This is a genomic window from Nocardia salmonicida (assembly GCF_036142455.1).
Taxonomy (GTDB): domain Bacteria; phylum Actinomycetota; class Actinomycetes; order Mycobacteriales; family Mycobacteriaceae; genus Nocardia; species Nocardia salmonicida.
This window is the reverse complement of record NZ_CP108014.1, coordinates 1-13235: the sequence shown is the minus strand read 5'-3', so window position 1 is coordinate 13235 and position 13235 is coordinate 1. Positions and strand designations below refer to the sequence as shown.

At 61.5% G+C, this 13235-nt stretch carries 6 protein-coding genes and 3 rRNA genes; 1 reads left to right on the top strand and 8 read right to left on the bottom strand.

The features are described from left to right. Positions 1–51: 51 nt before the first annotated feature. Positions 52–1932 carry a long-chain-fatty-acid--AMP ligase FadD32 gene (gene fadD32, locus OHS03_RS00045; RefSeq protein WP_328664024.1) on the bottom strand — a complete coding sequence of 627 codons (1881 nt, stop codon included), beginning with the start codon at positions 1930–1932 and terminating at the stop codon, positions 52–54. 58 nt (positions 1933–1990) lie between these two features. Beyond that, the gene (locus OHS03_RS00040) at positions 1991–3238 is read right to left on the bottom strand and encodes a KasA/KasB family beta-ketoacyl-ACP synthase (protein ID WP_255284545.1); all 1248 of its coding nucleotides are present in this window, start codon (positions 3236–3238) and stop codon (positions 1991–1993) included. 200 nt (positions 3239–3438) lie between these two features. Here OHS03_RS00040 and OHS03_RS00035 point away from each other — a divergent pair, with 200 nt between their 5' ends. Then, positions 3439–4431, top strand: a complete 993-nt coding sequence (locus tag OHS03_RS00035; RefSeq protein WP_328659756.1) for an acyl-ACP desaturase — start codon at positions 3439–3441, stop codon at positions 4429–4431. 18 nt (positions 4432–4449) lie between these two features. Here the strand turns inward: OHS03_RS00035 and OHS03_RS00030 are convergent, their stop codons facing one another. From OHS03_RS00030 to OHS03_RS00005, 6 genes are all read right to left on the bottom strand, one after another. After that, the gene (locus OHS03_RS00030; RefSeq protein WP_328659754.1) at positions 4450–5742 is read right to left on the bottom strand and encodes a diguanylate cyclase domain-containing protein; all 1293 of its coding nucleotides are present in this window, start codon (positions 5740–5742) and stop codon (positions 4450–4452) included. A gap of 35 nt (positions 5743–5777) precedes the next feature. Beyond that, positions 5778–6587, bottom strand: a complete 810-nt coding sequence (locus OHS03_RS00025; protein WP_328659752.1) for an SAM-dependent methyltransferase — start codon at positions 6585–6587, stop codon at positions 5778–5780. 250 nt (positions 6588–6837) lie between these two features. Continuing rightward, positions 6838–7506, bottom strand: a complete 669-nt coding sequence (locus tag OHS03_RS00020) for a YdcF family protein (protein WP_328659750.1) — start codon at positions 7504–7506, stop codon at positions 6838–6840. Between the two features lie 108 nt (positions 7507–7614). Continuing rightward, positions 7615–7731 (bottom strand): 5S ribosomal RNA (gene rrf, locus OHS03_RS00015). Between the two features lie 111 nt (positions 7732–7842). After that, a 23S ribosomal RNA gene (locus tag OHS03_RS00010) occupies positions 7843–10980 on the bottom strand. Between the two features lie 333 nt (positions 10981–11313). Then, positions 11314–12832: ribosomal RNA gene (locus tag OHS03_RS00005) — 16S ribosomal RNA — on the bottom strand. Together the 16S, 23S and 5S rRNA genes form the textbook arrangement of a ribosomal RNA operon. Positions 12833–13235 lie beyond the last annotated feature (403 nt).

Sequence of the window (13235 nt, the reverse complement as noted above, 5' to 3'; positions counted from 1 at the left end):
GCTGCCCGGTGACACGTTCGGCCACCGGAATATCCAGTGGCCGAACGGTCCTCACTCCTCCGGAGCGTCCGGATACGCCTGCTGCCGGTATCCACCGCGCAGCGTGCCGTCCAGATACGCGGCCTTGCAGGCTCGTCGGGCGATCTTGCCGCTCGACGTCCGCGGAATAGACCCCGCGGGCACCAGCAGCAGGTCCCGCACCATCACCCCGTGCCTGCGCGCGATGGCCGCACGCACCGTGTCCGTGATCGGTCCCGGCTCGAGTTTCGCCGCGCCCGTACCTCTTTCGGCGACGATCACCAATTGCTCCGCCGCCGGATCGGACACGGTCCCGGCCTCGAGCACCGGCGCGGGCAGTTGGCCCGCCTGCACCGAGAAGGCCGCGATGAAACCGGGCCGCAGGGCGGTACTGGCTTCCTGCGCCGAGTACTCGAGATCCTGTGGATAGTGGTTACGCCCGTCGACGATCACCAAATCCTTCACGCGCCCGGTGATGAACAGCTCGCCGCCGTGATAGGCACCGTAATCGCCGGTCCGCATCCACTTCGCGTCATCGGGCGCACCCTCGGCGCGACTACCGACCGGCATACGCGCGGTCACCCGGTTGTGGAAGGTTTCCTCGGTCTCCGCCGGCCGCCCCCAGTACCCGATGCCCATATTCTCACCGTGCAACCAGATCTCGCCGACCTCGCCGTCGCGGCGCTCGATCCCGGTACCGGGATCGACGATCACCGCCCACTGCGACCGCGCGACGTGTCCGCACGACACCTGCGCCACCGCGTTCGCGGCATGCTCGTCGCACTCCACCATCAGGCCGTCGTTCAGCTGGCCACGGTCGACGTAGACCACGCGCGCCTCGTCATCGCGCTTGGTCGCCGAGACGAACAGCGTTGCCTCGGCCATCCCGTAGCACGGCTTGATCGCGGTCTTGGACAGCCCGTACGGCGCGAAAGCCTCGTTGAACTTGCGCATCGAGGCCACCGACACCGGCTCGCTGCCGTTGATCAGGCCGATCACATTCGACAGGTCGAGGCGCTCGTCACCCTTGGGCAACCCGCGCATCGCCGCGTGTTCGAAGGCGAAGTTCGGTGCCGCCGAATAGATTTCGGCACCGTCGGCCTGTGCGGCCAGTTCCTTGATCCAGCGCGCGGGCCTGCGCACGAACGCGCTCGGCGACATGATGGTGATGAACTTGCCGCCGATGGTCGGCAGGATCACCGTGAGCAGCCCCATGTCGTGGAACAGCGGCAGCCAGGTGACCCCGCGCGCGTTCTCGGTGATCCCGATGGCATCGATCATCTGCAGCAGGTTGGTCCCCACCGAGCGGTGGGTGATCTCGACACCGGCGGGCACCCGAGTGGATCCCGAGGTGTACTGCAGGTAGGCCACGCTGTCGATATTGATGTCGGGCCTGCGCCACCGTGTGCCGACGGTGTCGGGAATCGCCTCGACCGCGATGATTCTCGGCCGTTGCGCGGCGGGCTGTTCACGGAAGAAGTTGCGCACCCCCGCGGCCGCGCTGCCGACGGTGAGCACCGCGGCGGGTTCGCAGTCGCCGAGGACGGCGTGCAGCCGGTCGCTGTGTCCCTGCTCCTCCGGATCGAACAGTGGCACAGCCACATTCCCCGCGTACACCGCCGCGAACAGCGCGACGACGTAGTCCAGTCCCTGGGGCGCCAGCACCGCCACCCGGTCGCCGGGCTTTGTCACCTGCTGCAATCGTGCGGCCACCGCGCGCAGCCGCACGCCGAATTCGCGCCAGGTCAGTTCCTGGTATTCCCCCTCACGTTCGGTTGAGTAGTCGATGAAGCGGTAGGCCAGGTCGTCCCCGTTGGCCTCGCTGTGTTTGTCGACGAAGTCGATCAAGGTCTGATCGCCGGGAATCCGGATAGTCCCCAGTTCGTCTACATAGTCGTCGAAAGTCTCGCCGATCATTCCCAATCCTTTTCAACGCACATTGACTCCGAACCCGCCACGGATAGGCGAATCGTCAATACCGCCCGAACGAGATCGCCACGTTGTGACCGCCGAAACCGAAGGAGTTGTTCACCGCGTAATCGATGCGACCGCGCCGCGCCTGACCCGATACGACGTCCAAATCGATAGCGGGGTCCTGATTGTCCAGATTCAGGGTCGGCGGAACGATACTGTCGCGCACGCTGAGCACGGTCAGTACCGATTCGAGCGCACCGACCGCGCCGATCGAATGCCCGAGTGCCGATTTCGGCGCGTACACCGAGGCGTGCGAGCCGATGGCCTTGGCGATCGCATTGGCCTCGGCGGTGTCGCCGATCGGGGTCGCGGTGGCGTGGGCATTGATGTGAGTGACGTCGGTGCGGCTGATCCCGCCGGTCTGCATCGCCCGCGTCATCGCCCGCGCGGCGCCGGTGCCCTCGGGATCCGGCGCCACGAGGTGGAATCCGTCGGAGGTGACGCCCGCGCCGAGTAGCCGCGCGTGGATCGTCGCGCCACGCGCCTTGGCGTGTTCCTCGGTCTCGATCACCATCATCGCGCCGGCCTCGCCGAAGACGAACCCGTCGCGGTCCGCGTCGAAGGGACGCGAGGCCGCCTTGGGATCGTCGTTGCGGGTGCTCATGGCCCGCATCTGCGTGAACGCCGCGATCGGCACCGCCTGGATGGAACCCTCGACACCACCGGTGACCACGATGTCGGCATCGCCCATCACGATCATCCGCCACGCGTTGGCGATGGCCTCCGAGCCCGACGAGCAGGCCGAAACGGGCGTGGAAACCCCTGCGCGCGCGCCCAATTCGATGCCGACGCAGGCCGCGGGGCCGTTGGGCATGATGGCCTGCACGGTAAGCGGGGAGACCTTGCGGTAGCCGCCGTTGCGGAGCCGGTCGCGGGCGTAGATCAGCGATTCCGCGCCGCCGAGGCCGGTGCCGATCGAGACGCCGAGCCGGTCGCGGTCCACTTCGGGACTACCCGCGTTGCGCCACACCTCGCGGCCGAGGACCACCGCCATCTGTTCGACGTAGGACAGTTTGCGCGCCTCTTCGCGGGTGAGCGAGAGGGTGGGCGACACTTTCAGGTGGCCGCCGATCCGCACCGGAAGTTCGAAGTCGTCGATGAAGGAGTCTTCCAAGACGTCGATTCCGCTCTCGCCGTTGAGCAGACCTTTCCAGGTCGAGTCGACGTCGCCCGCGATCGACGTGGTCGCCGCCAGGCTCGTGACCACGATGTCCGTCATAATTTTTCGCTCACTCTCTCTAGCTATGCCACGACTGAACGGGAACCGCTGATGGAGCTGAACTGGTGGAGCGTATATGCACACGACGCGACGCGCCCAAATTCCGAACAGTGCCGAAGAGCACCGTGTCGTTTCCAGGCGCGATGCGCCGGGTCTATTGTGACGACGGGCAACACTACCGGACCGACGCAACTCTCGCTTTTCACTAACCGGAAAGGGCAACGAGCGTGGCCAGGAACCTGACCCAACTGGAACTACTGATCGAGCTGGAACCCATCGCCGCGAGCAATGTAAACCGCCATCTTTCGATGGCCAAAGACTGGCACCCGCACGATTATGTGCCGTGGGACCACGGCCGCAACTTCGCGGCCATGGGCGGAATCGATTGGGACCCAGAACAATCCGCCCTCAGCGAACTCGCCAAGGCGGCGATGGTCACCAACCTGCTCACCGAGGACAACCTGCCCTCCTACCACCGTGAGATCGCCGAGAACTTCTCCAAGGACGGCGCCTGGGGCACCTGGGTAGGCCGCTGGACCGCCGAGGAGAACCGGCACGGGATCGTCCTGCGCGACTACCTCGTGGTGACCCGTGGGGTCGACCCGGTCGCGCTCGAGCAGGCACGAATGATCCACATGACCAACGGATATTCGGCGATGGCCGTCGTGGACGACAAGGCGCCGGGCTTCGACATCCACACCTCGACCGGTGCCGGATTCTTGTTCTCCGTCGCGTATGTGACCTTCCAGGAACTGGCCACCAGGGTCAGCCACCGCAATACCGGTCGCGTCTGCGACGATCCGATCGCCGACCGCATGCTCGCCCGCATCGCCGCCGACGAGAACCTGCACATGATCTTCTACCGCAACCTGTGCGCCGCCTCGCTCGACCTGGCCCCCGACCAGACCATCGAGGCGATCAATACCATCGTGCAGAACTTCCAGATGCCCGGCGCGGGCATGCCGGGGTGGCGGCGCAACGGCGTGCTGATGGCCAAGCACGGTATCTACGACCTGCGCCAGCATCTGGAAGAAGTCCTGATGCCGGTGTTGCGTAAGTGGGAAATCTTCGAGCGCAACGACTTCTGCGCGCGCGGCGAGCGGGCTCGCGAGGATCTGGCGGCATTCCTCGAGCGACTGCGCGGGGACGTGTCGCGCTTCGAGGAACAGCGGGATCGCTCACTCGCACGGGCGGCGGAGCGCCGGCGCGAAACGGTCTGATCGATTCCGGCCCGGCCGCTACCGGGCCGGATCGCGGCGCGCGTCGTTCTTGTTGCGATACATCGCCGCGTCGGCCGCGTGCACCAATTCGTCTACGGCGCCGGGCAATTGCTCGAAGAAGGCGACCCCGATACTGGCGCCGACGGCGAGCGTGTGTCCGTCCACCGCCAGCGGCTCGGTCAGGGCGGTCAGCAGCTCGTCGGCCAGCTTCGCCAATTGCGCTTCACCGGAGCAGTTCTCGACCAGCACGAGGAACTCGTCGCCGCCGATGCGGGCGGCGAACGCGTCGGCCGGGCGCACCGCGTCGCGCAACCGGTCGGCCACGACCTGCAGCACACGGTCCCCGATCGTGTGGCCCCACAGGTCGTTGATCTCCTTGAAGCCGTCCAGATCGAGGTAGCAGACCCCGATCGGGGATGTCGCGTCGGCGAGTCTGTTGAACAGGTGCGGGCGGTTCGGCAGGCCGGTGAGCGCGTCGTGATTGGCGTCGTGCCACAGGCGGTCGGCGAGCTGCTTGCGCTCGGTGACATCGACCGCGACGCCGATCAGGAACTCGATACTGCCGTCGGTTCCGCGCACCGCCGACATCGACAGGTCGATCGCGGTGACCCGGCCGTCGGTGTGCAGGTGCTCGGTCTCGGTGCGGAAGCTCTCGGATTCGCCCGCGACCATGTGCTGGAGTTGTTCGAACGCGAAGTTCAGGTTGTGGGGGCCGAGGATATCGGCCACGGTCCGGCCCGGCATCGTCTCCGGGGTCCGGCCGAGCATCTGGGCCATGGTGGCATTGCAGTTCACCACCTGACCGGACATGTCGACGGTGCCGATACCGACGAGAGCGCCGTCGAAAACCGCCTCGAAACGGGCTTCCGACAGCGCTCGGCGGTTCTCGGCTTCCTGCGCCGCGGCGAGCACGGCGGCCAGCGTCGCCTCCTGCTCGGCCAGCGCGGCGGCCCGCAGCGCCGCGGTGAAGCCTGCCGCGAAGTCGGCGGCCAGCCGGATCGCCCGGTCGCGAATCCGCGGCAGCGCGGGGTCGCTGGGGCCCTCCGAGGCGATCTCGACCAGATCGGCGCACATCACCGGTACCGAACGGCTGACCGCCGCCGGATCACGGTAGTTGGCTGCGACCAGCATCCGAGCGGCCCGGCGCGCGATATCGGGATCGTCCCCGCCGCGCGCCGCGTCGATCAGACCGGTACAGAGGGCGGCCAGCATGTCCTCGATCTGCGAGCGATTGAGGGTTGGAGCTACAACGCCGTCGAGGGCATCCGCCCACCGCTGCGCCAGCTCCCACGACCCCACTGCTTCATCCACCTGTCATCGTCTATCGCACCGCCATGTCAGGCGGTCTACTTCTTGATCGCGACTCCACCCAGGCCTAGTGAACGGCCGGGCTTCTCGTGCTGATCACGCTCGGACTCGGGCCGCCACAGCGGCAGCTCGACAACGCCGGGCTCGACCGAATCCCATCCCGCGAACAGTGCGACGATCTGATCCTTGGACCGGAAATGAATTCCGACCTTGGACTGGTTCACCGAGTGCGTACCCAGTTTACCGGCGTCATCAGGCCGAAGCTCGGACGTGAGATGTGAAATGGCTATGAAACTACCCGGTACCACAGCTTCCCGCAGCGCGGTCACCTTACCGACCGGATCGTCGACGTCGGGCACCAGATGCAACACCGCGATCAGCAGCAATCCCACCGGCTCGTCGAAGTCGATGAGCCCGGTCCCGCGCACGGCGTCGACCAGGTCGGCGGACTTGCGCAAGTCGGCTTCGATCGCGCCCGCACGTTCGTTGCCCTGCAGGATGGTTCGCGCATGGGCGACCGCCACCGGGTCGATATCGACGTAGAGCACCCGCGCCTCCGGGTCGAGCTCGTGCACGATCTCGTGCACGTTTCCCGCGGTGGGGATACCCGACCCGATGTCGAGGAACTGCCGGATCCCCGAGTCGAGCATGAAACGGACAGCACGGCGCAGGAACGCGCGATTACTCAGCGCCAACCGAGGCAGGTCGGGGACGAGCTTGATCGCTGTCTCCGCGGCATCCCGGTCGACGGCGAAATTGTGCGAACCACCGAGCAAGGCGTCGTACATCCGAGCCGGGCTCGGATGCCGCATGTCGACACCCTCCGGCGCCCACAGTGGCCTGTCCATCGAAATCCCCTATCTGCCATACACCGACAGCGCCATCGCAACCCGCGATGACGCCAGTCGCATAGTAAACGGCGTCACCGACATCGGCGCGGCTATCGGTTAGCGGGGGTCACTTACTACCTCTCTGTGCCCTATGCGTTACTTCTCCGTGCCGTACGGCTGGGCCCGACAAACCGTCTGGACCCGGACATGCATTACTTCTCTGTGCCGTACGGCTGGGCCCGACAAACCGTCTGGACCCGGACATGCATTACTTCTCTGTGCCGTACGGCTGGGCCCACAGGGGGGCTACGTCCGGTGTCATCGTGGCGACTACCGGGATGCCGGCGGCCAGGAAATTGTCCAGGGCTCGGCGCATGTGGTCGGCAGAGGTGATGAGGACGGCTTTGTGCACGCCGAGGGCTTCCATCATGCGCGCCGAGAACTCCGCGTTCTGCACCGTGGTGCCTGCCTCGGTCTCGGCGTGCAGCCGGTGCCCGGCGATGCCGCGAACATTGAGCCAGTCGGCCATCACCTGAGCCTCGGTGACACCGTTGCGCGGGTTTCCACCGGTGACGATCACCGGGGACTCGGGTGACATGTAGGCCTGAATCAGGGCCGCATGCAAGCGATTACCCAATTCGGCCCGCATCGTGCCGTCGGGCAGCAGCCCGTATCCGAGCACCACGATCGCCGTCTCGGGCCCGTAGGTGGCAGGCAGCTCGATGCCCGCTATGCCGGCGATCGAATCGACCACACCGGTCAGCGGATCAGGCGCGGCGGCGCCGGAGGGTGCGGTGGCGACGATCGTCGCGATCAACGCGGCGGGCAGCACGAGCGCGGCCGCGCCACGACACAGAGTCCGATGATTGCTGAACCAGTCCATGGTGACCTCCCGAAGCGACGTCGCATCATCGTCGCTCACCGGGACTTCAGGCATGGAGGTTTTCTGAAATGTTGATGATTCGGATTGCGCGGCCCGGTGCAGGGGTCATACTGGAACGCAAAAAGGCCCCCAACCAATGGTTGAGGGCCTTTCGCAATGATGTTCCGGCAGTGTCCTACTCTCCCACACCCTGTCGAGTGCAGTACCATCGGCGCAGGTGGCCTTAGCTTCCGGGTTCGGAATGGGACCGGGCGTTTCCCCACCGCTATAACTACCGTAACTCTATGAAACTAGACAGCGCTCCCCACACAACAACTCAGAAGAGTCCTGTGTGAGTGTGCTGCAGTGTCTGTTGTTTCAGAAACCGCACAGTGGACGCGTAACACCTTCATAAGTAAGCCCTCGGCCTATTAGTACCAGTCACCTACACCAGTTACCTGGCTTCCAATTCTGGCCTATCAACCCCATGGTCTGTAGGGGGCCTTAACCCATCAAGTGGGAGAGAAACCTCATCTTGGAACAGGCTTCCCGCTTAGATGCTTTCAGCGGTTATCCCTTCCGAACGTAGCCAACCAGCAGTGCTCCTGGCGGAACAACTGGCACACCAGAGGTTCGTCCGTCCCGGTCCTCTCGTACTAGGGACAGCCTTCCTCAAGTTTCTTACGCGCGCGGCGGATAGAGACCGAACTGTCTCACGACGTTCTAAACCCAGCTCGCGTGCCGCTTTAATGGGCGAACAGCCCAACCCTTGGGACCTACTCCAGCCCCAGGATGCGACGAGCCGACATCGAGGTGCCAAACCATCCCGTCGATATGGACTCTTGGGGAAGATCAGCCTGTTATCCCCGGGGTACCTTTTATCCGTTGAGCGACACCGCTTCCACTTGCCGGTGCCGGATCACTAGTCCCGACTTTCGTCCCTGCTCGACCTGTCAGTCTCACAGTCAAGCTCCCTTGTGCACTTGCACTCAACACCTGATTGCCAACCAGGCTGAGGGAACCTTTGGGCGCCTCCGTTACATTTTGGGAGGCAACCGCCCCAGTTAAACTACCCACCAGGCACTGTCCCTGAACCAGATCATGGTCCGAGGTTAGAAGTCCAATACGATCAGAGTGGTATTTCAACGACGACTCCACCCGAACTAGCGTCCGAGCTTCACAGTCTCCCACCTATCCTACACAAACCGTACCGAACACCAATACCAAGCTATAGTGAAGGTCCCGGGGTCTTTTCGTCCTGCCGCGCGTAACGAGCATCTTTACTCGTAATGCAATTTCGCCGAGTCTGTGGTTGAGACAGCAGAGAAGTCGTTACGCCATTCGTGCAGGTCGGAACTTACCCGACAAGGAATTTCGCTACCTTAGGATGGTTATAGTTACCACCGCCGTTTACCGGGGCTTAAATTCTCAGCTTCGCCCATAACAGGCTAACCGGTCCTCTTAACCTTCCGGCACCGGGCAGGCGTCAGTCCGTATACATCGTCTTACGACTTCGCACGGACCTGTGTTTTTAGTAAACAGTCGCTTCTCTCTGGTCTCTGCGACCCCACCCAGCTCCAACCGCAAGGGTTTTCACCGGGCGTGGTCCCCCTTCTCCCGAAGTTACGGGGGCATTTTGCCGAGTTCCTTAACCACAGTTCTCTCGATCGCCTTAGTATTCTCTACCTGACCACCTGTGTCGGTTTGGGGTACGGGCCGTGTACCAGCTCGCTAGAGGCTTTTCTCGGCAGCATAGGATCACTGAATTCCCCTCAACGGGTACGCATCACCTCTCAGGCTATATGAACGGCGGATTTGCCTACCGTTCGCCCTACAGGCTTACACCAGGTATTCCATCACCTGGCCCAGCTACCTTCCTGCGTCACCCCATCGCTTACCTACTACAGCCAGGGTCGTATGCAGCAATTGCTCCCCTCGCCCGAAGGCTCAGTAAAACAACATTTGGATACTTAGCACAACTGATTCAGCATTGGGCGCGGATACACGGGTACGGGAATATCAACCCGTTGTCCATCGACTACGCCTGTCGGCCTCGCCTTAGGTCCCGACTCACCCTGGGCGGATTAACCTGGCCCAGGAACCCTTGGTCATTCGGCGGACGAGTTTCTCACTCGTCTTTCGCTACTCATGCCTGCATTCTCACTCCCGTGGCCTCCACAGCTAGTTCACACTGCTGCTTCCACGGCCACAGGACGCTCCCCTACCCATCCACACACCTGGCCCCAACCACTACAGTTGAGACGGGCTATTGTGTGAATGCCGCGGCTTCGGCGGTGTACTTGAGCCCCGCTACATTGTCGGCGCAGGATCACTTGACCAGTGAGCTATTACGCACTCTTTCAAGGGTGGCTGCTTCTAAGCCAACCTCCTGGTTGTCTAAGCGACCCCACATCCTTTTCCACTTAGTACACGCTTAGGGGCCTTAGCCGGCGATCTGGGCTGTTTCCCTCTCGACTACGAAGCTTATCCCCCGCAGTCTCACTGCCACGCTCTCACACACCGGCATTCGGAGTTTGGCTGACTTCGGTAAGCTTGTAGGCCCCCTAGGCCATCCAGTAGCTCTACCTCCGGTGTGAAACACGTGACGCTGCACCTAAATGCATTTCGGGGAGAACCAGCTATCACGGAGTTTGATTGGCCTTTCACCCCTACCCACAGCTCATCCCCTCAGTTTTCAACCTAAGTGGGTTCGGGCCTCCACGACGTCTTACCGTCGCTTCACCCTGGCCATGGGTAGATCACTCCGCTTCGGGTCCATAATGTGCGACTAAAGTTTCGCCCTATTCAGACTCGCTTTCGCTACGGCTACCCCTCGACGGGTTAACCTCGCCACACACCGATGACTCGCAGGCTCATTCTTCAAAAGGCACGCCATCACCCCACACACTCAAGAGTGCGAAGGCTTTGACGGATTGTAAGCGCACGGTTTCAGGTACTATTTCACTCCCCTCCCGGGGTACTTTTCACCTTTCCCTCACGGTACTAGTCCGCTATCGGTCACCAGGGAGTATTCAGGCTTACCGGGTGGTCCCGGCAGATTCACAGCAGATTTCACGGGCCCGCTGCTACTCGGGAGACATCCACAACAGCCAAGAAGTTTTCGTTTACCGGACTATCACCGTCTATGGCAGGCCGTTCCAGACCACTTCAACTAACCACTTGGTTTCTTACTGTTGCTCAACTCGGCAGAGTTGAGAAGAATGTTCCCACTACCCCAGCTAGACAACAACTGCCGTCTATCACATCTAACTGGTTTAGCCTCATCCGCTTTCGCTCGCCACTACTCACGGAATCACTGTTGTTTTCTCTTCCTGTGGGTACTGAGATGTTTCACTTCCCCACGTTCCCTCCACACACCCTATATATTCAGATGCGGGTAACACGACATCACTCGTGCTGGGTTTCCCCATTCGGAAATCCTCGGATCTCAGCTCGGTTGACAGCTCCCCGAGGCTTATCGCAGCCTCCTACGTCCTTCATCGGCTCCTGGTGCCAAGGCATCCACCGTACGCTCTTAAACACTTACTAACAAAGATGCTCGCGTCCACTGTGCAGTTCTCAAACAACACACCCGTTGTGACCTCATACCCAGACCTACTCAGCAGAATTACCCGCCGGCGGTTTCGAGGAAGATCTCATCGGATCGTTTGTTTTGCCAGAAAAAACACTCGCGTGTTCTTTCAGGACCCAATAGTGTGTCGGTATACCCATCGCGGTCGAAGACATTGCTTCGACCGTATGCGATGAAAGTTGTCAGCGTTCCACCCATGAGCTCCAGCCGGACCACGAATGGGTCCGAAACTGTCTCTGCCAGCAGCGATCTCGACTCTTCGAGACACTCACTGGAGAATTGCTCCTTAGAAAGGAGGTGATCCAGCCGCACCTTCCGGTACGGCTACCTTGTTACGACTTCGTCCCAATCGCCGATCCCACCTTCGACGGCTCCCTCCCACAAGGGGTTAGGCCACCGGCTTCGGGTGTTACCGACTTTCATGACGTGACGGGCGGTGTGTACAAGGCCCGGGAACGTATTCACCGCAGCGTTGCTGATCTGCGATTACTAGCGACTCCAACTTCACGGGGTCGAGTTGCAGACCCCGATCCGAACTGAGACCGGCTTTAAGGGATTCGCTCCACCTCGCGGTATCGCAGCCCTCTGTACCGGCCATTGTAGCATGTGTGAAGCCCTGGACATAAGGGGCATGATGACTTGACGTCGTCCCCACCTTCCTCCGAGTTGACCCCGGCAGTCTCTCACGAGTCCCCGCCATTACGCGCTGGCAACATAAGATAAGGGTTGCGCTCGTTGCGGGACTTAACCCAACATCTCACGACACGAGCTGACGACAGCCATGCACCACCTGTACACCGACCACAAGGGGGCCTACATCTCTGCAGGTTTCCGGTGTATGTCAAACCCAGGTAAGGTTCTTCGCGTTGCATCGAATTAATCCACATGCTCCGCCGCTTGTGCGGGCCCCCGTCAATTTCTTTGAGTTTTAGCCTTGCGGCCGTACTCCCCAGGCGGGGTACTTAATGCGTTAGCTACGGCACGGAGTCCGTGGAAGGAGCCCCACACCTAGTACCCACCGTTTACGGCATGGACTACCAGGGTATCTAATCCTGTTTGCTACCCATGCTTTCGCTTCTCAGCGTCAGTTACTTCCCAGAGACCCGCCTTCGCCACCGGTGTTCCTCCTGATATCTGCGCATTTCACCGCTACACCAGGAATTCCAGTCTCCCCTGAAGTACTCTAGTCCGCCCGTATCGCCTGCAAGCTTAAGGTTGAGCCCCAAGTTTTCACAAACGACGCGACGAACCGCCTACAAGCTCTTTACGCCCAGTAATTCCGGACAACGCTCGGACCCTACGTATTACCGCGGCTGCTGGCACGTAGTTGGCCGGTCCTTATTCTACAGGTACAGTCACTTGCGCTTCGTCCCTGTCAAAAGCGGTTTACAACCCGAAGGCCGTCATCCCGCACGCGGCGTCGCTGCATCAGGCTTTCGCCCATTGTGCAATATTCCCCACTGCTGCCTCCCGTAGGAGTCTGGGCCGTGTCTCAGTCCCAGTGTGGCCGGTCACCCTCTCAGGTCGGCTACCCGTCGTCGCCTTGGTGAGCCGTTACCTCACCAACAAGCTGATAGGCCGCGGGCCCATCTCGCACCGATAAATCTTTCCACCACCGAACATGCATTCAGTGGTCATATCCGGTATTAGACCCGGTTTCCCAGGCTTATCCCGAAGTGCAAGGCAGATCACCCACGTGTTACTCACCCGTTCGCCGCTCGTGTACCCCGAAGGGCCTTACCGCTCGACTTGCATGTGTTAAGCACGCCGCTAGCGTTCGTCCTGAGCCAGAATCAAACTCTCCGTTGAAGACTCTCGAAACAACCCTCCCAAAGGAGAGCGAATCAAAATTATCTAACTAGAGTCCGAAAACCTAGCAAATGCGAACACCAGCAAAAAGATTCGCTGTTGTTCAATGTCCAACCTCCCACGACCGGGGGGTACATGAAAGATTGGAACCAATAATAACTATTGGCACTGACATTCATCGACACACTATTGAGTTCTCAAAGAACACACGCACACACTTCTACCCACAACATGTCGTCGGGGTTTCGGTGAGGCAAGGGTTCAAACTTAGCTCAAGGCATTCACCGGAAGCAAATCCGGTTGATGTAACCCTGAACACATGATCAGTCAGGCGCTCAACGTCCTACCTCGTGTCCCAGCCAGTGGCTGAGTCGGTGTCCGTGTCGCTCTGACTCGAATAAAG

Excerpts from the sequence above, each read along its gene's own strand:
- OHS03_RS00025 (WP_328659752.1), bottom strand. The coding sequence starts at position 6,587 with ATGGACAGGCCACTGTGGGCGCCGGAGGGTGTCGACATGCGGCATCCG.
- OHS03_RS00020 (WP_328659750.1), bottom strand. The coding sequence starts at position 7,506 with ATGCCTGAAGTCCCGGTGAGCGACGATGATGCGACGTCGCTTCGGGAG.